This is a genomic window from Mycetohabitans endofungorum, assembly GCF_037477895.1.
Classification (GTDB): domain Bacteria; phylum Pseudomonadota; class Gammaproteobacteria; order Burkholderiales; family Burkholderiaceae; genus Mycetohabitans.
In genome coordinates this window covers 2,723,943-2,745,476 of the sequence record NZ_CP132744.1, presented here as the reverse complement: position 1 = coordinate 2,745,476, position 21,534 = coordinate 2,723,943, and the positions used below count along the sequence as shown (strand labels likewise).

Genomic DNA, 21,534 nt, shown 5'->3' with positions numbered 1-21,534 from the left:
AATCCCGCATTGCAATTGTGCAACAACGCCATTTCGGTTGCACGCTGTAGGAGTTTCCTAATGGATCATTTGCAGTCGATGCGCGTTTTCGTCAAGGTGGCGGACCTAGGCAGCTTTGCCAAGGCGGCTTCCATGATGGATATGTCCAATGCTGTTGTCACCCGGCACGTCGCTGACCTGGAAAGCCGGTTGGGCACCCGTTTGCTGAATCGAACCACGCGCTCACTTTCGTTGACCGAGTCTGGCCAAGTCTATCTTGAGCGCGCCCGCCAGATCCTGGACGAGTTGGAGGAGGTTGAGCAGATGGTGGTGGCGCGCAATCACGAGCCGGTCGGCACGTTGCGCATCGTCGCGCCAGTGGTGTTTGGGCTACACAATTTGGCGCCCGTGCTGCACTCGTACGCGCAGCGGTTTCCGCAGGTTGTCCCGAACGTCACGCTGGTGGACCGGGAGGTCGATATGGTGGAGGAGGGTTTCGACGTCGGCGTCGTAATTGCGCGCAACGTGCGCAGCGCCAGTGTCGTGATGCGTCGGCTGACTACCGGCTGCGTCACTGTCTGTGCAACGCCTGAGTACATCGCCAAGCATGGTGCGCCGCAGCGACCCGAGGACTTGCTCGAGCATCACTGCCTGTCATTGCCCGCGGACTATTGGGGCGACGAGCGTGTATTCACTGGTCCGGATGGCCAAGAGGTCCGGGTGCGGCCCGCCAATGTGATGATTGCGAACAATACCGAGATGCTGCGTCAGCTTGCGTTGCTCGGCAATGGCATCGCGTTGTTGCCGAGCTACCTGATCGGCCGTGACATGGCCGAGGGGCGCTTGATGCGCTTGCTGCCACAATATCATCTGCCGCGGGTCGATATCAACATCGCTTATCCCAGCCGGCACTATCTGCCGGCCAAGGTGCGCACGTTCATCGATCACCTCGTCGAGCACTTCAGCCAGACGCCGAACAGCATGCTTGGTGAACAATGGTCTGGCATTGATGGCGCACACACCAAGGCAGCTGACGGCTCGATGGGGTTGGCCGACGCGGCGGTGCAGCCGACCCCGGCACCCCGACGCCCGGAACAAGGGCGCGGCGAGGATGAGCTGGACCAGCTTGATGAACAATTGCGCGCCAACGGTATCGAACGCAAAGGGACGCGCCGTGCGCCGGCGGCGCCACGGCGATACCCGGGCAACGCTGAACGTCGCACGTACGAACCGGCATAGGCAGCGGGATATGTCCGGGCGGCGCGACCTCCTGCCGCCGCTAGCACGCCGGGCCTCCGGCGCCGTGCACCACATCACTTCGTGGCCACGGCAGTGCACGCGCGGGTGTCCGTAACGCCGCATAACCAGTGCGTGAAGTGGCATATCGTGCGATGTATTGATCGTCCGGTGTCTTACCGGCCGCTCCGCCCAATGCTTGGCCTGTGCTCGCCGGGACGGTCAGCTCGCAGCGCGCTTGCGTGCCGGCGTCTTGCGTGCAGTGGTTTTCGCGGCAGGACCCGCTGTTGCCGTGCCGGTTCGGGCAGCCCGTTTGGTTGCGGGCTTGAGCGGCGTCGCGTGGTCGCTGTCGCCGTGTTGCGTCGTATCGGGCACGGCGCCCCCGGCTTCGCTGTTTGCCTTCGCGCCACGCGCTGAAGACTTCGCTGCGGTCTTTGCCGCCGGCTCCTTCTTCTCGAACTCGAAGCCAATCGAGCCGTCTTTCTGCTTGACGAGAAATGCCTTGAAGTTGCGCCCGGTGCGGGACGACTTGAAATTCGTCAGCAGGTCGGTGCGCCCCTGATCGAGCAACTTTGCCATTTGCTCCCGCGTGATTTCCTGTTGCAGGATCACCTTTCCGGAACGGAAGTCACAGGTCTTCGGATGGGCGGTCTGGTTTTCGCAAACGTAGCTCATGCCGTGCTCGAACACACGCGCATGGCACTTCGGGCATTGGCCGACGGGTTCCTGTGAGGAGAAGTCGGGGGCTTCGCCATCGTCTCCCGCCGTATCTTGCCCGAAGTCGAACTCCAGCTTGTAATTGTTTGCCTCTTCGTCGTGCGCAAGCTTGAGGATGGCGGAGAATGGTCGGCCCATCTTCGAGCGGAAGCCCGACAGCGGGCCGATTGATTTTTCCGACAGCAACTGCTCGACCTCGTCGATCTCGAACTGGCGGCCACCCGGAATCTTTGAGATCGAGAAATCGCATTTCGTGCACGCGAAGCGACGGTAGTTCTCTTTGACTTCGCCGTCGCAGTTCGGGCAAGGCGTCTTCAACGTCGCGTAATCGCCCGGGATCGTGTCCGAATCGTATTCCTTCGCACGTTTAACGATTGTTTGGGTCATACGCGCGATCTCGCGCATGAACGCTTCGCGCTCCAGACGGCCCCGCTCCATTTGCGACAGCTTGTGTTCCCACTCGCCGGTTAGCTCGGGGGCGGTCAACTCTTCGACGCCCAGGCCGCGCAGCAGCGTCATCAGCTGGAATGCCTTAGCCGTCGGGAGCAACTCGCGGCCCTCGCGGAGCAGATACTTTTCACCAAGTAGCCCCTCGATGATCGCTGCGCGCGTGGCGGGCGTGCCCAGGCCCTTGGCCGCCATGGCTTCGCGCAATTCGTCGTCCTCGACCAGCTTGCCCGCTCCTTCCATCGCCGAGAGCAGCGTCGCTTCGTTGTAGCGGGCGGGCGGCTTGGTGGTTAATTGCTGGGCTGCGATCTTGTCCGTCTGGACCTTCTCGTCCTTGGCGACCGGCGCGAGGTTCGCATCTTCGCTCGATGTCTCGCGGCCGTACACCTGCAACCAGCCTGGCGCGACCAATACCTTGCCTTCGGTTTTAAAATGATGGCCCACCACTTCCGTGATCCGGGTCGTCACTTTGTACTCGGCGGCTGGGAAAAACACGGCCAGGAAACGCTTGACTACCAAGTCGTACAGCTTCTGCTCCGGTTCGGACAGGTTCTTGGGCGCTTGCAGCGTCGGAATGATTGCAAAGTGATCGCTGATCTTGGTGTTATCGAAGATCCGCTTGTTTGGCCTGACCCAGCCTTTGTCTAGCACTTGCTTGGCAAACGGCAGGTAGTTGTTGCTTTCCTTGAGCATCTCCAGCGTATCGCGGGCCGTGGCCAAGTAGTCTTCGGGCAGCGCGCGCGCATCGGTACGCGGATAGGTCAGCACCTTGTGCCGCTCGTATAGCGCCTGGGCCAGCGCGAGCGTGTTCTTGGCCGAGAAACCGAAGCGTCCGTTCGCCTCGCGTTGCAGGCTGGTCAGGTCAAACAGCAGCGGTGAGAGCTGCGTCGACGGTTTCGATTCCTCGCTGACCGTGCCCATCTGCCCACGGCATGCCGCAACGATCGTTTCGGCCGCGGCCGCGCTCCAGAGTCGGGAGTCGCGTTGTTCGGGATCAAACTCGTTTTTCTTGAATTTCGGGTCAAACCAACGCCCTTCGTAGAAGCCGGTCGCGCAAACAAACTCAGCCTTGACTTCCCAATAGTCGCGCGGCACAAAGCGACGGATCTTTTCTTCGCGCTCCACGACGATCGACAGCGTTGGCGTCTGCACGCGTCCGACCGTGGTCAGGAAAAAGCCACCGCCCTTGCTGTTGAACGCCGTCATCGCCCGCGTGCCGTTGATGCCCACGAGCCAATCGGCCTCGGAGCGGCAGCGTGCCGCGTCGGCCAGCGGTTGCATCTCCTGGTCGCTGCGCAATTGCGCGAAGCCGTCTCGGATTGCCGCCGGCGTCATCGACTGGAGCCACAAACGCTGCACCGGTTGCTTGGCTTTGGCGTGCTGCACGATCAGCCGAAAGATCAACTCGCCTTCGCGGCCCGCGTCACATGCGTTGATCAGTCGGTCGACGTCCTTGCGCTTGATCAGTCGGGTCAGCAGCTTTAGCCGAGATTCACTTTTGGCGATCGGCTGAAGGTCGAAATGGGGCGGAATAACGGGCAGATTCGCAAAGCTCCATTTGCCGCGCTTGACTTCATACTCCTGCGGCGCCGCGATCTCCACTAAGTGACCAACAGCCGACGACAGCACATAGTCATCGCTCTCGTAGTAATCGTCATGCTTTGTGAAGCCGCCCAGCGCGCGCGCGATATCGTTCGCGACAGACGGCTTTTCGGCGATGATCAGGGCTTTTGACATGACTATTGGTAAGTACGGATGCGCGGAATCGAACGCTTTATAGCATATCGGCCGCAAACACATCGCGGCTCGAGCGCGGCAAGCGGCTTGCGGCAACAGTTCAGCCGCGCATGATAAGCGCGTGTCAAGGCCGACCGCAAGCGCTCAGCGCAATTGCGTGCAAGCGCGGCGCGAGGTGGCAATAGCCGGAGAATGGGCAATTTGCGTGCCGCGTCGCTCACGCGTCAACGAGCGCCGGACGTAGTTTTGGCGCGTGCTCCACGCCAGGCAGCGAGGATAAGTCGACTAGCATCCGCGCAACGATCTGCGGATGGGGCAGTACGGTGCCGAAAAAGCGCGTGGCATGAGTATCTTCGATCAGGATGGTCGGAAAGTTCTCCACATCGAGGTCATCGAGCCGGTCGGCATGCGTCTCGATGTCGATCCAAACAAAACATGCTTCCGGATGCGCGTCCGCGAGCGCGTCGAAACCGGTCCGGTATTCGCGGCACGAGCCGCACCATTCGGCGCACAGGCAGGCGACAAACAGCGTGTCAGCGGATGACAGACGTGTGGTGATGACGTCGGCGTCGTGGTCAAGGTCGAGGGCAGGCATGATTGAGAGATCCTGGCAACGCATCGTGGCGGCGTGGGCGTGCCGGCGTGGCTCGCCTGGCGGGTGCCGCCGTGGTGACACGCCGCTATCGATGCAATCTAACTTTGGACTGTAGCATGGTCGCCGTGCGATCGGCATGCAATCTGCTCACGCGCGCTGAAAGCGCCCGCCTGGTAGCGCAACGATCGTACCAGCCAATTCCAGTTCCAGCAGTACCGCTTGCAGTGTCGCGCAGTCCAAATGGGTACGCTGTACTAGGGTTTCAAGCGTGACGGGATCGTGTCCGATTGCGCCCAGGGCTGCGCGCCGCGCTGCGTCTGCGGGATGACTGGCTTGAGTATTCCGTGCAGCAGCGAGGTACGCTGGGCGGCGTCGGGCGCTCGACCAGGGTCCGATTGCGCGATGTCGGGTGGGGGCGCGCACCGCAGCGGTGCCGCGCCGTGCGCCACCGGGCGTGACGGTGCGGTACCGCCGTGGACGCGCGTGGTGGTCCGTCACCAACGGATCGGCCGGTATGGCGGCCGTGGCGTCGCCCCAATCGGCTGCCGGCGCGTCAGCCAATTGGGACGTTTCAGCGCGCACTGGCCGGATGGTGGCGCGCTCGGCCGGGCAGGTTGTCGACGCACCGGCTGTATCGGTTGTGAAAGCATCTGGTCTATGAGCCGTTAAAGCCTCTGGCATGCGGGTCGCCAAAGCATCCGAAGCAGAGATTGCCGCCTCGGGCCGGTGGATTGCCGACAGCTCAGGCGTGTGGGCTGCCAGCGCATGGGTCGCGTAGACGGTCGGTGGGGCGGCTTGCACGCTGGCCGGGGCGGTGCCGGGGGCCGCCTCGACGCCGGGCTCCGGCAATCGAAGCTCGGTCAGCACGTCGTGCGGTGTTTCGACTAGCTTGGCGCCGTCTTTGATCAGCCGGTGACAGCCACGGGACATCGGCGAATGGATGGAGCCGGGAATGGCGAAGATGTCGCGGCCGATGTCGTTGGCCAGTCGTGCGGTGATTAACGAACCGGAATAAGGGGCGGCCTCCACGACGAGCACGCCCCGTACCATCGCGGCGATGAGTCGATTGCGTTGCGGGAAGTGCTGGCGCAGCGGCGCGGCGCCCAATGGCCATTCGCTCAGGATGGCACCGCCACGCTCGACGATTTCAGCCGCCAGGCTGACGTGACGTTGCGGGTAAATCACATCCGCGCCAGAGCCGGTGATCGCCACTGTTACGCCGCCGCTATCCAGCGCGCCGCGATGCGCGGCACCGTCGATGCCCAGCGCCAGTCCCGATACGATGCACACACCCTGTGCCGCAAGCGCCTGCGCGAACAAGCGCGCATTGTCATTGCCTTGCGGCGTTGGATTGCGGCTGCCGACGATCGCCAGCGCTGGTCGGTGCAGCGCGCCGATCGTGCCATGCACGTAAAGCAGCGGCGGCGGATCGTACAGTGTCAGCAGCGCGGGCGGATACGCCGGGTGGCCGAACGGCACGATCAGCCGTGCATCTCCGGCGGTCCACGCAAGCGCAGCCTCCACGCGTGGTGCCACCGCGTCGCGGCTTTGCAGCAACGCCTGCGCGGCGACGGCGCCGACTACACGCTCCAGGCCCGCGGCCGTCTCGGTCATGATGGGTCGCGGCGAGCCGAATGCCGCGAGCAGCGCGAGCGCCGCCGATGCCGGCACGCGCGGCGTATGCGCGAGCGTCAACCAGGCAGCGAGTTCATCTGCCGCAAGCATCGGCGGCTGAATCGTGGTATTCATCGCGTGATAAAATTTTGTCAGTCCAGTAGGTTGGTTTCCAGCGTTCCCGGTTCGCGTCTCAGGACCCGCGCGCCGCGTCCGCCAGTGCAAGCGCCAAGCGGCCTTTGCGCGCCCGTGATGCCGCCCGCGGCTTGATTCGGGGGCGCTGCGCCCTGACTTAACTATTACCGAAGATGAAGAGGTGGGCGATTCGGCCGATTGGCCGACGCTTGTGCGCGAATACGAGTCCGCTCGAGAGGACTGATTGATCATGGCTTTGCTCAATATCCTGCATTACCCCGACAAGCGCCTGTACAAGGTCGCCAAGCCCGTCGAACGTGTCGATGAGCGTATCCGCAAACTGGCGGCCGACATGGCCGAGACGATGTATGCGGCGCCCGGCGTCGGGCTAGCGGCCACGCAGGTGGATGTCCACGAGCGCGTCGTGGTCATCGACGTGTCGGATACCCGCGACGCGCTGCGCGTGTTCATCAACCCGGAGATCGTTTGGTCGAGCAATGAGCGCAAGGTCAATGAAGAGGGGTGCCTGTCGGTGCCGGGCATCTATGACAGCGTCGAACGCGCCGAGCGGGTTCGCGTGCGCGCATTGAACGAGAACGGCGAGCCTTTCGAGCTGGAGTGCGAAGGATTGCTCGCGATCTGCATCCAGCACGAGATGGATCACCTGCTCGGCAAGGTATTCGTTGAGTATCTGTCGCCGCTCAAGCAGATGCGGATCAAGACGAAGATGAAGAAACTCGAGCACGCGATGTGACGGCCGCGATGACGTCTACCCTTCGCGTAATCTTTGCCGGTACGCCACAGTTCGCAGCGACCGCGCTGCAGGCGATCCACGACGCGGGCTTTGCGGTGCCGCTTGTGTTGACGCAACCTGATCGTGCGGCGGGACGTGGAATGAAGTCCTCGTCGAGTCCGGTTAAACAGCTCGCGCTGGCGCGGGAGTTGGCGCTCGCGCAGCCGCCCTCGTTGCGATGCGACGGCAAGTATCCTACTGAAGCGACCGACGCGTTGGCGCTATTGCGCGCCACGCCGCACGACGTGATGGTAGTGGCTGCATACGGGCTGCTGTTGCCGCAAGCGGTGCTCGATATCGCATCGCATGGCTGTATCAATATTCATGCGTCGTTGTTGCCGCGCTGGCGCGGTGCGGCGCCGATCCACCGCGCGATCGAGGCCGGCGACCGAATCACGGGCGTCACGTTGATGCAGATGGACGTGGGTCTAGACACGGGCCCGATGCTCATGCGTGAAGCCGTGGCGATCGAGCCGACGGACACGACGGGTACGCTGCATGACAAGCTGGCCGCGACCGGCGCGCGGCTTATCGTTGCCGGGCTGCGCGAGCTGGAGCGTACCGGTTCGTTACCGGTGACGCCGCAGCCAAGCGAAGGCGTCACGTACGCGCACAAGCTATCGAAGCAGGAGGCGGCGCTGGATTGGCGCTTGCCAGCCGAAGTGCTCGCATGCAAGGTGCGCGCTTTTGACCCGTTTCCGGCCGCGCATGGGATACTGGGGGGCACGCCCCTGAAGATCTGGGCCGCCGAGCCGGTATGCGCCAGCGGGCCTGAGCTGGCTCCGGGCACTATTCGGGCTGTGGACAGTGCTGGCGTGACGATCGCCTGTGGCGAGCATGCATTGCGCGTTACCCAGTTGCAAAAGCCGGGAGGCAAGCGGCTTGCCGCCCGAGAATTCGTGGCGGGATTTCCGCTGCGCGTGGGGCAGCGCTTCGAGACCGGGCCGAACGATCGGCCCCAGGCTGCGCTACCGTCGCAATAGAGAGTGGCCATGCTGGGAATCACGCATTTTCCGCTTTTCATCGCCGCGGTGTTTCTGCTCAACCTTACGCCGGGCCCCGACACCGCGTACATCGTGGGGCGCAGTCTCGCGCAGGGGCGGAAGGCCGGTGTATTGTCCGCGCTCGGCGTGTCCACCGGCGCCTGTGTGCACACGCTGGCGAGCGCGTTCGGCCTGACCGCGCTGCTTGCTGCGTCGGCGACGGCGTTTTCGGTGTTCAAGATCGCGGGTGCGGTGTATCTCATTTATTTAGGGACCCGGTTGCTGCTGACTAAGCCACGGCCCGGCGGTGTGGCGACGGCGGGCGCCGCCGCGGGCATGCCCAGGCCGTTGCGCGCGGTGTATCTGCAGGGTTTTTGGACGAACGTGCTAAACCCCAAGGTTATGCTGTTCTTCGTGTCGTTCTTTCCGCAATTTGTATCGGCGCAAAGTGACTACAAGCCGCTGGCGTTCCTGGTACTCGGCGGGATATTTGTCGCGATGAGCCTGGTCTGGTCCTGTTTCGTGGCTTGGATCGCCGGCACCGCGACGCAGCGGCTGTCGGGGCGTGCGCGGGTTAGGCAGTGGCTGGAGCGCGGTGTGGGCAGCGCTTTCATCGGGCTCGGTATCAAGCTGGCGATGACGACACGCTGACGGGTGGGGCATTGAATTTTTGATGCACACCCCTATCTAACATAATCCTTACGACGGGTCGTTTGGTTCGGAGTGGCTAACATGTTCAACTGGTTCAAGACTGCGTTGCTGATGGCCGCGATCACCGCGCTGTTCATTGTGATCGGTGGCATGATCGGCGGCACGCGCGGCATGACGATCGCGCTGGTGTTCGCGCTGGCCATGAATTTTTTCTCATACTGGTTTTCGGACCAGATGGTGCTGAAGATGTACAACGCGCAGGAGGTCGACGAAACCAGCGCACCACACTTCTATCGGATGGTCCGCGAACTGGCTACGCGCGCTGGGCTGCCGATGCCGCGCGTGTACCTGATCGACGAAGACCAGCCGAATGCGTTTGCAACCGGCCGCAACCCGGAGCACGCGGCGGTCGCGGCGACCACCGGTATCCTGCGCGTGTTGTCCGAGCGTGAGATGCGCGGCGTGATGGCGCATGAGCTTGCGCACGTCAAGCACCGCGACATCCTGATCTCGACGATTTCGGCGACGATGGCGGGAGCCATCTCCGCGCTGGCCAACTTCGCGATGTTCTTTGGCGGCCGGGACGAGCAAGGTCGGCCGACTAACCCGATTGCTGGTATCGCGGTTGCGCTGTTGGCGCCATTGGCCGCCGGTCTGATCCAGATGGCGATTTCGCGTTCGCGGGAGTTCGAGGCGGACCGCGGCGGCGCGCAGATCAGCGGTGATCCGCAAGCGTTGGCGGCAGCGCTCGATAAAATCCATCGGTATGCGGCGGGCATTCCGTTCGCTGCTGCGCAGGAGCACCCGGCGACCGCGCAGATGATGATCATGAACCCGCTGTCCGGTGGCGCGATCCAGAACCTGTTCTCCACTCACCCGGCGACTGAGGAACGGATCGCGCGGCTGATGGCGATGGCGCGCACGGGGCGTTATAGCTGAGTGAGCCACGTGCCCCGGAAACGGCCTACCTCCGGCGCCGCCACGCTGCGGCCGGATTCTCTCGCGTTTGCGTTGGACGGTGCGGCACGCGCCCTTGCGCGGCTGCGGGCCGGGACCGCGCTGCCGGACGCGCTGGCCATCGTCCATGCGGGCATCGCGTCGGCGCAGGCTCGCGGCGCAATCCAAGACCTTGCCTATCGCGCGACGCGGCAATTGGCACGAGCTGACGCGTGGCTGGACGCGCTGGTTCGCAGAGCGCCTGCTGAACACGTGGCGAATGTGTTGCGCTGCGCATTCGCGTTGCTTGCTGAGCCTGATGCGACGCGCGCATACCCTGACTTCACGGTGGTCAACCAGGCGGTCGCTGCGATCGCGGCCCGCGCGGATGTCGCGCATACGAAGGGGCTGGTCAATGCCGTGCTGCGCAATATGGTCCGTTCACGGCCCGCTTTGCTTGCCGAAGCGATGCTTGATCCGGTTACGCGCTGGAACTATCCTCGATGGTGGATCGACGCACTGCAGCGCACGTGGCCCGACGACGCGCAGCGTTTGCTTGAAGTGGGCAACGCGCATGCGCCGATGACGCTGCGGGTGAACCGTCGTCAGACGGATGTGGCGACCTATTTCGAGAGGCTGCGGGCAAGCGGCATCGACGCGTTGCGCAACCCGGCTTGCCCGGATACCGCGCTCACGCTGCGCGAGCCGATGCCGGTCGAACGATTGCCCGGTTTCGCGCAAGGCACGATTTCAGTGCAGGATGCGGGCGCGCAGCGTGCCGCCGCGCTGCTTGACGTGCGCGACCGAATGCGTGTGTTGGACGCGTGTGCGGCGCCCGGCGGCAAGACCGGGCATCTTCTCGAATGCGCCGATATCGAACTGGTGGCGCTCGACAGTGATGCGGCACGGGCCGCGCGCATCAACGAAAACCTCGCGCGGTTGAAGCTACGCGCCAGCGTTCAGATCGGTGATGCAGGTGAGCCGGGCCAGTGGCACGACGGCCGGCGATTCGACCGTATCCTGGCCGACGTGCCGTGCTCCGCGTCAGGCATCGTCCGGCGCCATCCGGATATTCGCTGGCTGCGACGTTCCACCGACATCATCGCATTGGTTGCCGAGCAGCGCCGCATCGTGCAGGCGCTCTGGCCGCTGCTGGAGCGCGGTGGGCAATTGCTGTATGTGACATGCTCGATCTTCCCGGAAGAAGGCGAGCAACAAGCTGCATGGTTTGAACACGCGCTCGAAGATGCGGTACGATTGGACGCGCCGGGCCAAATCCTGCCCACGGCGGCGTGCCCGGGTGAGCATTGCGATGCTCACCGTGACGCCCGATCGGACCTCGACCAAGACGGATTCTTCTACGCGCGCTTTCAGAAACGGTGACCCAATCACGCTTTTTCTCGTCACGGCTCGTTGCCGTTTTCGGTCTGGTGCTGGCGGTCTGGTTCGCGACATTCGCATCGGGCTCGCGTGCGGACACGTGTTCGGTGCAGCGGGCGTCGTTACAGGCCGACGGCAACGGTTGGAGCCTGGACGCGCGGTTCGACTTCCAACTCAACAGCAGTCTGGAAGACGCTGTCAACCGGGGCATCCCACTGTATTTCACGACGGAGTTCCAGTTGAGTCGCGCGCGCTGGTATTGGTTCGATGAGCAGCCGGTCAGCGTGTCGCAAAGTCTGAGGCTGTCGTTCCAGCCGCTCACGCGCGAGTATCGCGTGTCCACCGGCGGGTTGCAACTGGGCTTTCCGACATTGGAGGACGCGTTGGCGGTGATTCGCCATGTCACATCGTGGCATGTAATCGACCGCTCGCAGGTCAAGCCCGACGAGACCTATACGGCGTCGGTACGCATGCAGCTCGATACCGCGCTGATGCCCAAGCCGTTCCAGATCGACGCGGTCAACAATCGCGATTGGAACCTGGCCTCGGACTGGAAGCGGTTTACGTTCACGGCGGGCGAGCATGGCAAATAGCATGAGATTCAAGAGTCTGCTGGTTAGGCTGCTGATCGGGACGTTCGTGCTGACCGCGCTGCTGCTGTTGGGGTTGCTGGCGCTCGCCAGTGCGAACACCGAGTTCTTCGACCGCTATTATTCGTGGCTGTACACGGCGAACTTCGTCGTCGCGCTGATCTTCATGCTGATCGTCGGTGGATTGGTGTGGATCATCGTCAGCCGGCTCAGGCAGGGGCGTTTCGGCACGCGGCTGCTCGCCAAGCTGGCAGTATTCTTCGCGCTCGTCGGTGTGCTGCCGGGCGGTATCATCTACCTGGTGTCGTTGCAGTTTGTGTCGCGCAGCATCGAATCGTGGTTCGACGTCAATATCGAGACGGCGCTGACCTCCGGATTGAACCTCGGGCGCGGCATGCTCGATGCGTCATTGTCGGACCTACAGAATAAAGGCCGGCTGATGGCAGACCAGCTTGCCAATACCGATCCGTCCAATATGACGCTGACGTTGCTGCGGCTGCGCGACCAGTTCGGCGTGCATGATGCGACGATTGTCGAGCCGGCGCGTAGCGTGTCCGGTGCGACCGGCGAGATGCGCGTCATCGCGCAGGCGTCGTCCAATTTTGCGGCGCTTTTGCCAGATGACCTGCCCACGCCGCTGGTACTCGGCCAGGCGCGCGAGCGTGGCTATGCGGCCGTGGAGGGCGAGATCGACAACAGCGGCGCGGGTGCGCATACCGCCGCCAAGGACGTGCTGCGGCTGCGCGTGGTAGTCCGTATCCCGAGCACGGACACGAGCGCGCTGCAACCGAGCGAGCGCTTTTTGCAGCTCGCGCAGCCGGTGCCGTCGTCGCTGGCGCACAATGCCGACGCAGTGCAGCGTGCGTACCGCGAATACCAGGAGAAGGCGCTCGGCAGGACCGGCCTGCGCAAGATGTATATCGGTACGCTGACGCTTGCTTTGTTTCTCGCGACATTTACCGCGATGATGCTGGCGCTGGCGTTGGGCAACCAGTTGGCGCGTCCGCTGTTTCTGCTGGCTCAGGGCACCAAGGAGGTAGCGCGCGGGGATTACACGCCCAAGCGCGAAATCAAGACGAACGACGAACTGGGCTTCCTGACTCAATCGTTCAATGCAATGACGCGCCAGCTCTCCGATGCGCGCGCCGCGGTCGAGCGCAACCAGATCGAGCTCGAGCATTCGAAGGCTTATCTGGAAAGTATCCTCGCGAACCTGACGGCGGGGGTGTTCGTATTCGATCATCAGTTCCGACTAACCACGGCGAATCGCGGCGCGGAGCGGATTTTCCGGCAACCTTTTGACGCCTTGCTTGGCGTGCCCCTGGAGCAGATCACCGTGTTGGCCGCGTTCGGCGCGATGATCCGCAAGGCGTTTGCCGAACGTGATGCGGCGCGCTCCCCTGAGCAAGGCCTGCCGCCCGACACCGGACATTGGCAACAGCAGATCGCGATCGAGGTATCCGGTGAAAGCGACCCGCTGACACTGCTCGTGCGCGGCAGCCGCCTTGCGCAACCTGGCCTGGCTCATGCGCCGCAGATGGGCGCCGCGGGCTATGTGGTGGTGTTTGACGATATTTCTGACTTGATCTCGGCGCAGCGCTCGATTGCGTGGGGCGAAGTCGCCCGGCGGCTCGCGCACGAGATCAAGAATCCGCTCACGCCGATCCAGTTGTCGGCCGAGCGGCTGCAAATGAAGCTCGGCGACAAGCTCGCGCCGGAAGATGCGGGCTTTTTGAAGCGCAGTGCGACGACGATCGTCAACCAGGTTGCCGCCATGAAGCGCATGGTCGACGATTTCCGCGAATACGCGCGCACGCCTCCGGCGGTGCTCGTGAACTTACAATTGAACGAGTTGGTCACCGAAGTGTTGACGCTGTATGGGATCGAGGACGGCAAGGGCCCGTTGAAGGTGGCGCTGTCGGCATTACCGGTGATCAAGGGCGATCCGACGCAGCTGCGGCAGGTCGTGCACAACCTGTTGCAGAACGCGCTGGATGCGGTCGCGGACGTTCCGAGCCCGCATATCCTGCTCGAGACTAGGACAGTAGAATACGGCGAGCCCGATGCGCAAGGGCAATCGCGCGTCGCGGTCCGGCTTGCAGTATCGGACAATGGTCCGGGCTTTCCCGCGCGCATCCTGGCACGCGCGTTCGAGCCCTATGTCACGACCAAAGCTAAAGGGACAGGTCTCGGGCTTGCTACGGTGAAGAAAATCATCGACGAGCATGGTGCGCGTATCGACATCCGCAACCGCACGAAGCCGGGAGAACGGGGCGTGGCTGGCGCGCAGATATCGATTTTGTTCCTGCAGTTGGCCGACGGCGTCGATGCACCGGACCCTTTAGGCGACACGCGCACGCCGCAATCCGCTGCAGCGGCGAAGGACACGGCGCATACAAAAGCAATAGCGGCAACAGCGCAGACAAAGGTAGCGTAAATGGCAACCATTCTGGTGGTAGACGACGAAATGGGTATCCGAGAATTGCTCTCGGAGATCCTGAGCGACGAAGGACATGCTGTCGACGTCGCCGAAAACGCACAACAGGCACGGGAGTATCGGCAGCAATCGACGCCGGACCTCGTACTGCTTGACATCTGGATGCCGGATACTGATGGTGTGACGCTGCTCAAGGAATGGACGGCACAGGGCCAACTAACGATGCCGGTCATCATGATGTCAGGGCATGCGACGATCGACACCGCGGTCGAGGCGACGAAGATTGGTGCGTTGAATTTCCTCGAAAAGCCGATTGCGCTGCAGAAGCTGTTGAGTGCGGTCGAACAAGGGCTGGCGCGCGGAGAGGCCGCACCGTCGGCGACGGCGGCCAGCAAGCCGCCCGTGCCGGCGACGCAAACGATCGCCGGGGCGGCAGCGTTGCCGGTCGCGGACGCATTGGATGCCGCGTCCAATGGTGTGGCAGGCGTGCCGACCACGGCCATCTCGTTCGACATTCCGCTGCGCGATGCGCGCGACGCGTTCGAGCGTGCGTATTTTGAATATCACCTCGCGCGTGAGAATGGCAGCATGACGCGCGTTGCGGAAAAGACCGGGTTGGAGCGTACCCATCTGTATCGTAAGCTTAAGCAGCTTGGCGTCGAACTGGGCAAGAACAAGTCGGAATAACGGCGCCGCGCGCTGCCCGCCTCGCTGCACCGCCCGTGCCACGTGTGCCACGCCGAAAAAACTTGAGGTCTGCAGCCGACCTTGATATAATTTTTGCTTCGCGTGGCCCGGTAGCTCAGTTGGTAGAGCAGCGGATTGAAAATCCGCGTGTCGGTGGTTCGATTCCGCCCCAGGCCACCAAGTCTGACAAGGGTTCCGAGCAATCGGAACCCTTTTGCATTTCTGGCGGTGTGCCAGATTTGTGCCTTAATGTGCCAATGTTCGCCGCATACGCTGCAACATGGTCCCGCCCCAGGTGCGCATAGCGCAGCACCATCTGATAGCTGGCCCATCCTCCCAGCTGCTGAAGGATAGGCAGCGGCGTGCCGGCTTGCACGTGCCAGCTTGCCCACGTATGCCGTAAATCGTGAAACCGTAGCCCCGCTACTCCCGCACGAGCACATGCCTTTTGCCATGCGTGATTGTAGATACGGCCGATGGGCGCCCCCCTATACACGAACACGTAGCGCTTGTGCTGCCCTTGTTGCTCGCTCAATACAGCCAAGGCATCGTCGTTCAGCGGCACGGAAATCACCTTGCCAGCTTTGGCCTGGTCGGCGTGAATCCAAGCCAACGCCTGCGCTTGATCAACCTGCGTCCATTCCAACAGTCGCACGTTCGATTCTCGTAGCCCCGTTGCCAACGCGAACCGCGCCATCTGGCGCAGGTGCGCTGGCAGTTCGGCTAGTAGCCGCTGTGCCTGTGCACGCGTAAGCCACGTCAGGCGCGCGCTGCGCTCCGGCAGCTTGCGAATCGGAGGAACCGCGTCAATCCACCCCTGCGCATGACAGTGATGCAGGATGACCGAGAGCGCGGCTATATGCCGATTTACCGTCGCGCACGCTACCGGGCTACCCCGGTAATTTTCCGCTGCCTTCGTCTCAATCAGCGCCTGGATGCGCTCCCGATTGATATCGCGCACGCACTCCCCTTTCAACTGACCGGTCAGCCAGCGCAGGCGCTGCTTTGTCGTCTCGAGCGAGCGCTGGTGCTGGTTCTGCTTGAGCCAATGCACGACAGCCGCTTCCCATGTCACGGCCGGTCGCTCACCGAGCTTTTTTTGCCGCCAGTAATCGCTCGCAACCTTGGCGGCAAATTCTTCCGCCTCCCGGCGATCCGAGGTGCCAGAAGATCGTCTAATTCGCGAGCCGTCGAGGCTGAGGTCAAACCACCAGGGCCCATTTTTTTGCCGTTTGTAGAACCGCATTTCCCGCCTGCTTTTTCGTATTGCCGTCTGAGCCAATCTATCACGTCGACGTCCACGAGTACCCACGCTCGGCCAATCTTTGCGGCCGGTAGACCGTGGTGCTTGATGCATTCGGACACCGTCTCGGGCGTGGTGAACAGCCACGCTGCTGCGTCTTCCAGACTCATTGTGCGCATCGTGATTGCCTCGTTTTCAGGCTGTGCGGGAGGGGGACAGGCAGCGCAACTCATGGAATGATGGATGAGACAGTTTTTCAAATTTAACCATTTGATTTTAAACAAATTTCTTTGCCATCAATTGCCATCATTTAGGCATGGCAAGGGTCAAAAACTCGTGGCCTAAAAAATAGGCAGCGTTCGTCACTCATGGCAAAACGCACATGACTCGTGGCAGCGCGTTGGGGCTGATTTCTTGCCTTCTTTGTACTCTTTCTTCTTATTTTTCAATAAGTTAGAGAGAGATAAGATAGGGGTGGGGAGGGCCGGCACAAAAACCAGACTCGTGGCAAAAAAGGCCCAACTCGTGGCAAATCGAGCATGACCCATGGCGGTACTCTTCTCAAGAATCAAGGACTTACGAGCGCACCCCCCCAAAAACCACGACTCGCATGCGCTACCTGGGCGGTTCCCGCGTGGCAAAACCCGTGTGCGGCCCTGCGCCCGCGCCGCTCGCGACGTTGCCCGGCCGTTTCGGCTCGCTAGGGAGTGGGGCGAAGTGAACTGAGTAGCGCAATCTATGACCGCTATGCGATTGGATGAAATGAAGGAAGCGGCTACTGCCGCACGGTGGTTGCAAGGGCTGAAAGCGGTTCATACGTGCCCCCTTGCAAGCGCGTCGGTTGCCAAGTCTTCACGAATGGACACATGCAGGCCGAAGCCGGTTAAGCGTTCGAGTGAGATCGGTGTGAGATACGGCACACGACGGGTATAGATGCGACGCTCCACTTCCTTGTCGCCGACGACGACACCGGCGTGCTTGAGCTGCGCTTTGAATACGCGGTCGGACTTTACCGGCAGGCCGTTCCACTTATCACGTAGGCTGCTCGTGTGCGCGATGTGGTCCATCACGTGACCGGTGCGCAGCAGCAGACAGAACTCACCATCGACAGTGTCGAACGTGAACGGATGCTTGTAATTGCCGCCGTCGATCTCGGACAGCACGGTTTCCATGATCCAGACCCATGGCTCGCGGTCGGCGCTCGTCTCGGCGATGTGGCCGTTCATCTCGGTGAGCAGGTCGCGCGGGAAGTCGCCTTCGCTCGGGTCCATGCCGGCGAACTCGGTCAGGTAGCGCCAGGCGAGCGCGACGGCCGCGTAGTTACCGGCCATGCGCTTGGCGCCGTCGTCCTCGCCGCTCGCGCGGCAATGGGCCAGCGCCATGTCGCGCAGCTTCGCGTATTGCTCAAGCACAGCCTGCTTGTTCAGGCTGGCGAGGAATTCGAGCCATTGCCGGACCGGAAAGCGCGGCAGATTGTCGGGCAGCAGCGGGCCACGTTTGCCGGTCAGCGTCGTGCGCACGAGTTTGCCGAGCAGACTGCGTACCGGTACGTCCTCGCCGGCCAGCATCACCGGTGCGCACAGCAGGTATTCGGTCATATCGGTGCCGCGGCGCGTGACGGTGTACTGGTAATTCTCTTGCAGCAGCCCAACCGCCTTATCGATCACGTCCTGCCGGCGCGCGGACAGCTCTTCCCATCCGACCGGGTGGCTCGTGTGGCTAATGCTGGTCAGCAGGCGAAATTCCGTTTGCAGCGACTGCCCGGAGAACATTGTGAATGCAAGCGAGCGTTCGAGCCGCTTGATCAGCGTTGACTTACCTGCACCCTTGTTCGCCTGGATCGTGATATGTGGCCAGAAGCCGAGCAGTGCTTTTAGATGGCCGCCCAGCGACCACACAAGCGGGATTGTCGCGGCGTTCTGTTTAAACGTCGTTTGGTAGGCGGTGATGACGCGGCGCGCGTCGCTGACTGGGCCGCTTGGGAACGTCAGATTGTGATACGGACATTGTTTGTCTGCTTCGGTGAAATAGCAGTCTGGGCCTTCGTTGACGATTAGTCGGCCGTCGCGCCATGCGAGCCCGACGAAGTTTGCCGCCTGGCGCGCGCCGAGGTTGGCGCCGCGCTCCAGGATGTTGACCATGCGCTTGAACGGCGCTGGCGCCCAGATCGGGCCGAACTTGCCCCACTGGTCGACGTTGTGCAGCTGGTCGTCAAGCATCACGCGGCGGATCAGCTGCGCGCCGTGCCGTGGCGCCTGCACGGACACGGCGAAGTAGACGGTCGGCGCTTGGTCGGCGTCGCCCGTCATCGTTGACGTTGCGCTTGCGACCGACACGCGGCTGATACCGGCGATGCGAAAGCCGCACAGATCCGTCATCACGGGCGTTTCAACGCCGGATTCCTCGTTGCGGTCCATTTTTGTGATGTAGCTGGTGAAGTCCGGGCGTACGCGAAAGCGCCAGTATTGCGCGAAGTCGTGCGACGGCAGAAAGATGCGTGGCCGGCCGCGGCGCGTGGCGTCGCCGGCCAGGCCTGCGATCAGCCAGGGCTCGATCTGCTCAAGCGCGCGCGCTAGCTCGGTCGGGCCGCGCAGTTGCAGGTAGTCGTTCACATCATTGATCGGTTTGCGTGTCGTCTCGCCGTCCGCGAGGTCAGCGAGCCAGCCGGCCTGGTCAACGAGCACGGCACTGATATTTAGGCTCGTGAGCCGCTCGTAGAGTGCCCACGCAGCTTCAGGCCCCGGCCGGTGGCCGGCGCGCGGGTGGTCGTCCGAGAACGGCTCGTCGTTGTCCAGGCAAATGACGACTTGTTTGCCGCGCAGGAACGCGAAGTCGATGTCGTTGACGTTAGCGAGGCCGCGCAGCGCGAGCGCGGCGGTACCGGACATTGCGCAGGTATCGACCGACAGCGCATTGATCGCGCTTTCGACGATGAACACGCGCTTCGCCTTGTCGAGCTGGCGAGGATCAGCGCTCCAGCCGTAACCGGCTTTGTCGCCCTGCGTCTGCGTCTTAACGCCACCGTTGAGTGTGGGATCGACATAGCGCATATCGACGGCGACGACGCGGCCGTCGCCCGGCGCGCGCACGATGAACGCGGCGGCCGGGCCGGCGTGGCCGACCTCGCCGGCGGCGACCTTCGAGCTCGTCCAGGTGTTGAAGCCCAGGGTGCGCGCGGCGATCGCCGTGTCCATCGCCGCGGCGCAGATACCGCGGCCACTGAGGTAGCCGCGCACGCGATCGCGTTCGGCCAAGCACCGATCGGCGATGTATTCGACGGTCGATTTCTCGCGGTGCTCGGCGTGCGTTGGCCGGTCCAGTGGGATACCGTAGGCATCGTGCAGGTAGCGCACGGCGTCGGCGACGGTGCCGCCACGGGCGTGGATCACCAAGTCGATGCACGAGCCGCCGGCGTCGGCGCTGTGGTCGCGCCAGCCGGTGCCGTGCTTCGGATGGTTCACATAGATCGACAGGGACGGGCTCTTGTCCTCGTGCTGCGGGGAGTGATAGAGCGCCTTGTCGCCGCCGCGACCGCGCCTTAGGCCGAGCCGATCGGCGAGGTCGTGCAGGTCGATGCGTTGTTTCAGTTCGTCGATCGAGGCCATCGTGATGGATGTTGCTCAGAGAGTTGCATGGGATAGCGGCTCGGATGGAATGGCTCGCCATGGCGGGGAGCCAAGCTCATGGCGTCACTTCGCGACGGGACTGACCATGCCAGCGCAACAATGAGCGCGCAGAGCGTAAAGATGCTGACGGCGAATGCGGTGGCTGGCCCCAATAGCGGATCGAGGTGACGCAGGACGCTATGGAGTGCGAGATACAGCCCGGTCAATGAAAAGAACAGCATGAACAGCACTGTCGTGCAGAAAACGTAGTATTTCATGGCGTGGTTCCTTGTGAGTGCGCCGGCGGCCGGCGCGGTTGTGTTACTCGTCTTGGTCCTTGGCGGTTGTGCGTCGGCGGTGGACAGTAGGCCGCTTGCGGTCCGTCGAGCGAGCCCGCATGGCACGCGCGGCGCTTTCCACTACACGACGAACAGCGGTGTGGCGCATGGCGGTATCGAAGTCCCCGACCATGCGAAGGCGCTGCCATGCGCGTCGCAGCTCGCTGTCTGAGATAGACGTATGCATCGGTATCAATGCAGCGTGGCCACCATTGGCAGCAAAACGGGCATACCGGCAGCGATGTCCCATTTGCAATGGATCACATAGCCGAGCCTGCGCGCGGTACATGCGAACACGAACGGGTCGATGTCGGCATCCCAAAGGGTGCGCAGGTACTGCCGGCGCTGCTCCATGGGCAGCGAAGCTGGATCGAAGGGAAGAACGAGCGGAGCAGAAGCGAGGGTGGCCATGCGGATCTCCTTTTTGTAGGCAAAAAAAGTCCCTCACGCCGGCGCGGGCGCGATGCGAGGGAAACGGGTTGAGTGACTTGGGCCGCTAGGCCAACAGTTCTAGCTGTTGCGCAAGCTGACTACGCACATGTGGCGACAGCGGCAGATTCAACGACAAGTTGGGCGTTGCAGACGGAGAAAGCGTGCGGGCGAACTCCATGTTCACGACATAAGTGTGGCCGCACTGCGCGTTGGTGCACTGGTAAGTAACCTCACGAAAGGTCAACGACATTTCGCGACTACTGCGCGCGTTGGCGCGCGTGCGGCAATGTGGACAACGATTCAGGATCCGCATGTCGCCTTACTCCGGACGAGATACAGTGCGCGGCCGCGGCCGTTCATTTGCTTTGCAGTGCGACGCAAGCGTCGTTTCACGAGCCATTCGACGGTGGCATCGATCGATGGTAGGCCGTGATATTGGCGCACGCGTTCCAGCACGTCGCAGTCCGCATCGAGGATAAAAATGTCCGTGCTGGTATCCGACATCGTAGAAGCTACTCATGGTGGGCGGTTGAGTGCCTTGGCTCAGGCACTGGCGTGGTCAAAAATGGAGGCTTGGCGTTCAGCCAGCAGTGCTGCGGCTTCGCGCATGGCCATTTCGCGAATCATCACCGCAAGCTGCTCACCTTGGTAATTCGCCAGGGCGAGCAGTAGCGCCTGTTCGTAGTCGTCGAAGCGAATGGTGTGTTTGTGGTTGCGAACGCGTTTTGGATCGGGGTACATGTGTGCTCCTCAATTCAACTGCGAACGGGGGTTTGAGATGGGGTGGAAGTGGCATTGAAATGGCGTTTGCCGACGGAAATGAGCTCGCGTGCCATGCTCGAAATCGAGCGATGGTGGTCTGCGGCGATTTGTTCAAGTTCGGCGCGTTCGGCGGACGTCAATCCAACGTAGACGAACCTGCCCGATAGCATGCCGCGCGGCGTGCGGCGTGGGCCTGTGGTGATGGTCATGGCCGGTATACTTTTACGGTTACTCTTG

At 62.5% G+C, this 21,534-nt stretch carries 20 protein-coding genes, 1 tRNA gene and 1 pseudogene; 10 read left to right on the top strand and 12 right to left on the bottom strand.

The features are described from left to right. The first annotated feature begins 60 nt into the window (after positions 1-60). The gene (locus RA167_RS12250) at positions 61-1,218 is read left to right on the top strand and encodes a LysR family transcriptional regulator (RefSeq protein WP_076785763.1); all 1,158 of its coding nucleotides are present in this window, start codon (positions 61-63) and stop codon (positions 1,216-1,218) included. A gap of 219 nt (positions 1,219-1,437) precedes the next feature. Here the strand turns inward: RA167_RS12250 and RA167_RS12245 are convergent, their stop codons facing one another. The 3 genes from RA167_RS12245 to dprA form a co-directional block, all read right to left on the bottom strand. Continuing rightward, positions 1,438-4,116, bottom strand: coding sequence for a DNA topoisomerase III (locus RA167_RS12245; protein WP_076785762.1), 2,679 nt, complete (start codon positions 4,114-4,116; stop codon positions 1,438-1,440). 217 nt (positions 4,117-4,333) lie between these two features. After that, a complete protein-coding gene (locus RA167_RS12240; protein ID WP_076785760.1) occupies positions 4,334-4,711 on the bottom strand; it encodes a thioredoxin family protein in 378 nt (125 codons plus the stop codon). A gap of 147 nt (positions 4,712-4,858) precedes the next feature. Further along, complete coding sequence (dprA, locus tag RA167_RS12235) at positions 4,859-6,460, bottom strand: DNA-processing protein DprA (RefSeq protein ID WP_076785759.1); 1,602 nt, start codon at positions 6,458-6,460, stop codon at positions 4,859-4,861. Positions 6,461-6,710: 250 nt separating this feature from the next. On the opposite strand from dprA, the gene def reads away from it, so the two are divergent. From def to RA167_RS12190, 9 genes are all read left to right on the top strand, one after another. Beyond that, the gene (def, locus tag RA167_RS12230) at positions 6,711-7,214 is read left to right on the top strand and encodes a peptide deformylase (protein ID WP_076785758.1); all 504 of its coding nucleotides are present in this window, start codon (positions 6,711-6,713) and stop codon (positions 7,212-7,214) included. An 8-nt stretch (positions 7,215-7,222) separates the two neighbouring features. After that, positions 7,223-8,236, top strand: coding sequence for a methionyl-tRNA formyltransferase (gene fmt / locus RA167_RS12225; RefSeq protein WP_076785757.1), 1,014 nt, complete (start codon positions 7,223-7,225; stop codon positions 8,234-8,236). 9 nt (positions 8,237-8,245) lie between these two features. Continuing rightward, on the top strand, positions 8,246-8,887 hold the full coding sequence (locus RA167_RS12220) for a LysE family translocator (protein ID WP_076785756.1): 642 nt from the start codon (positions 8,246-8,248) through the stop codon (positions 8,885-8,887). 81 nt (positions 8,888-8,968) lie between these two features. Next, entirely contained in the window at positions 8,969-9,826 is an 858-nt protein-coding gene (gene htpX / locus RA167_RS12215; RefSeq protein ID WP_076785755.1) for a zinc metalloprotease HtpX, read from the top strand. Continuing rightward, positions 9,827-11,206: a 16S rRNA (cytosine(967)-C(5))-methyltransferase RsmB gene (gene rsmB / locus RA167_RS12210; protein WP_076785754.1), complete on the top strand. Its 1,380-nt coding sequence runs from the start codon at positions 9,827-9,829 to the stop codon at positions 11,204-11,206. Further along, positions 11,203-11,796 (top strand): DUF4390 domain-containing protein, encoded by a 594-nt coding sequence (locus tag RA167_RS12205; RefSeq protein ID WP_076785753.1) that lies wholly within the window; start codon positions 11,203-11,205, stop codon positions 11,794-11,796. The genes rsmB and RA167_RS12205 overlap by 4 nt, the downstream gene beginning before the upstream one ends. A gap of 1 nt (position 11,797) precedes the next feature. After that, positions 11,798-14,230, top strand: a complete 2,433-nt coding sequence (locus tag RA167_RS12200) for a sensor histidine kinase (protein WP_286132983.1) — start codon at positions 11,798-11,800, stop codon at positions 14,228-14,230. Continuing rightward, positions 14,231-14,917: a response regulator transcription factor EsaR gene (gene esaR / locus RA167_RS12195; RefSeq protein ID WP_076785751.1), complete on the top strand. Its 687-nt coding sequence runs from the start codon at positions 14,231-14,233 to the stop codon at positions 14,915-14,917. Between the two features lie 104 nt (positions 14,918-15,021). Next, positions 15,022-15,097, top strand: a tRNA-Phe gene (locus RA167_RS12190). Between the two features lie 124 nt (positions 15,098-15,221). Here the strand turns inward: RA167_RS12190 and RA167_RS15700 are convergent. The 9 genes and pseudogenes from RA167_RS15700 to RA167_RS12150 all read right to left on the bottom strand — a co-directional run. Next, a pseudogene (locus RA167_RS15700) lies at positions 15,222-15,878 on the bottom strand (tyrosine-type recombinase/integrase); the annotation flags it as partial. A 110-nt stretch (positions 15,879-15,988) separates the two neighbouring features. Then, a complete protein-coding gene (locus RA167_RS12185; protein ID WP_139337022.1) occupies positions 15,989-16,444 on the bottom strand; it encodes a helix-turn-helix domain-containing protein in 456 nt (151 codons plus the stop codon). A gap of 528 nt (positions 16,445-16,972) precedes the next feature. After that, positions 16,973-19,765 (bottom strand): toprim domain-containing protein, encoded by a 2,793-nt coding sequence (locus RA167_RS12180; RefSeq protein ID WP_076785749.1) that lies wholly within the window; start codon positions 19,763-19,765, stop codon positions 16,973-16,975. After that, positions 19,744-20,043: a hypothetical protein gene (locus tag RA167_RS12175; RefSeq protein ID WP_286132981.1), complete on the bottom strand. Its 300-nt coding sequence runs from the start codon at positions 20,041-20,043 to the stop codon at positions 19,744-19,746. Before RA167_RS12175 ends, RA167_RS12180 begins: the two co-directional genes overlap by 22 nt. Positions 20,044-20,086: 43 nt before the next feature. Beyond that, complete coding sequence (locus RA167_RS15695) at positions 20,087-20,290, bottom strand: hypothetical protein (protein WP_076785748.1); 204 nt, start codon at positions 20,288-20,290, stop codon at positions 20,087-20,089. Between the two features lie 5 nt (positions 20,291-20,295). Continuing rightward, a complete protein-coding gene (locus RA167_RS12165; protein ID WP_076785747.1) occupies positions 20,296-20,514 on the bottom strand; it encodes a hypothetical protein in 219 nt (72 codons plus the stop codon). An 85-nt stretch (positions 20,515-20,599) separates the two neighbouring features. Next, a complete protein-coding gene (locus tag RA167_RS12160; protein ID WP_076785746.1) occupies positions 20,600-20,848 on the bottom strand; it encodes an ogr/Delta-like zinc finger family protein in 249 nt (82 codons plus the stop codon). A 230-nt stretch (positions 20,849-21,078) separates the two neighbouring features. Further along, positions 21,079-21,276 carry a hypothetical protein gene (locus RA167_RS12155; RefSeq protein ID WP_076785744.1) on the bottom strand — a complete coding sequence of 66 codons (198 nt, stop codon included), beginning with the start codon at positions 21,274-21,276 and terminating at the stop codon, positions 21,079-21,081. Between the two features lie 14 nt (positions 21,277-21,290). Further along, positions 21,291-21,506 carry a hypothetical protein gene (locus RA167_RS12150; protein WP_076785743.1) on the bottom strand — a complete coding sequence of 72 codons (216 nt, stop codon included), beginning with the start codon at positions 21,504-21,506 and terminating at the stop codon, positions 21,291-21,293. Positions 21,507-21,534: the final 28 nt, after the last annotated feature.

Bases quoted from the DNA above. Each gene is read 5' to 3' on its own strand.
- RA167_RS12250 (WP_076785763.1), top strand. From the start codon at position 61: ATGGATCATTTGCAGTCGATGCGCGTTTTCGTCAAGGTGGCGGACCTA.
- RA167_RS12245 (WP_076785762.1), bottom strand. From the start codon at position 4,116: ATGTCAAAAGCCCTGATCATCGCCGAAAAGCCGTCTGTCGCGAACGAT.
- RA167_RS12240 (WP_076785760.1), bottom strand. From the start codon at position 4,711: ATGCCTGCCCTCGACCTTGACCACGACGCCGACGTCATCACCACACGT.
- dprA (WP_076785759.1), bottom strand. From the start codon at position 6,460: ATGAATACCACGATTCAGCCGCCGATGCTTGCGGCAGATGAACTCGCT.
- def (WP_076785758.1), top strand. From the start codon at position 6,711: ATGGCTTTGCTCAATATCCTGCATTACCCCGACAAGCGCCTGTACAAG.
- fmt (WP_076785757.1), top strand. From the start codon at position 7,223: ATGACGTCTACCCTTCGCGTAATCTTTGCCGGTACGCCACAGTTCGCA.
- RA167_RS12220 (WP_076785756.1), top strand. From the start codon at position 8,246: ATGCTGGGAATCACGCATTTTCCGCTTTTCATCGCCGCGGTGTTTCTG.
- htpX (WP_076785755.1), top strand. From the start codon at position 8,969: ATGTTCAACTGGTTCAAGACTGCGTTGCTGATGGCCGCGATCACCGCG.
- RA167_RS12200 (WP_286132983.1), top strand. From the start codon at position 11,798: ATGAGATTCAAGAGTCTGCTGGTTAGGCTGCTGATCGGGACGTTCGTG.
- esaR (WP_076785751.1), top strand. From the start codon at position 14,231: ATGGCAACCATTCTGGTGGTAGACGACGAAATGGGTATCCGAGAATTG.
- RA167_RS12180 (WP_076785749.1), bottom strand. From the start codon at position 19,765: ATGGCCTCGATCGACGAACTGAAACAACGCATCGACCTGCACGACCTC.
- RA167_RS12175 (WP_286132981.1), bottom strand. From the start codon at position 20,043: ATGAAATACTACGTTTTCTGCACGACAGTGCTGTTCATGCTGTTCTTT.
- RA167_RS15695 (WP_076785748.1), bottom strand. From the start codon at position 20,290: ATGCATACGTCTATCTCAGACAGCGAGCTGCGACGCGCATGGCAGCGC.
- RA167_RS12165 (WP_076785747.1), bottom strand. From the start codon at position 20,514: ATGGCCACCCTCGCTTCTGCTCCGCTCGTTCTTCCCTTCGATCCAGCT.
- RA167_RS12160 (WP_076785746.1), bottom strand. From the start codon at position 20,848: ATGCGGATCCTGAATCGTTGTCCACATTGCCGCACGCGCGCCAACGCG.
- RA167_RS12155 (WP_076785744.1), bottom strand. From the start codon at position 21,276: ATGTACCCCGATCCAAAACGCGTTCGCAACCACAAACACACCATTCGC.
- RA167_RS12150 (WP_076785743.1), bottom strand. From the start codon at position 21,506: ATGACCATCACCACAGGCCCACGCCGCACGCCGCGCGGCATGCTATCG.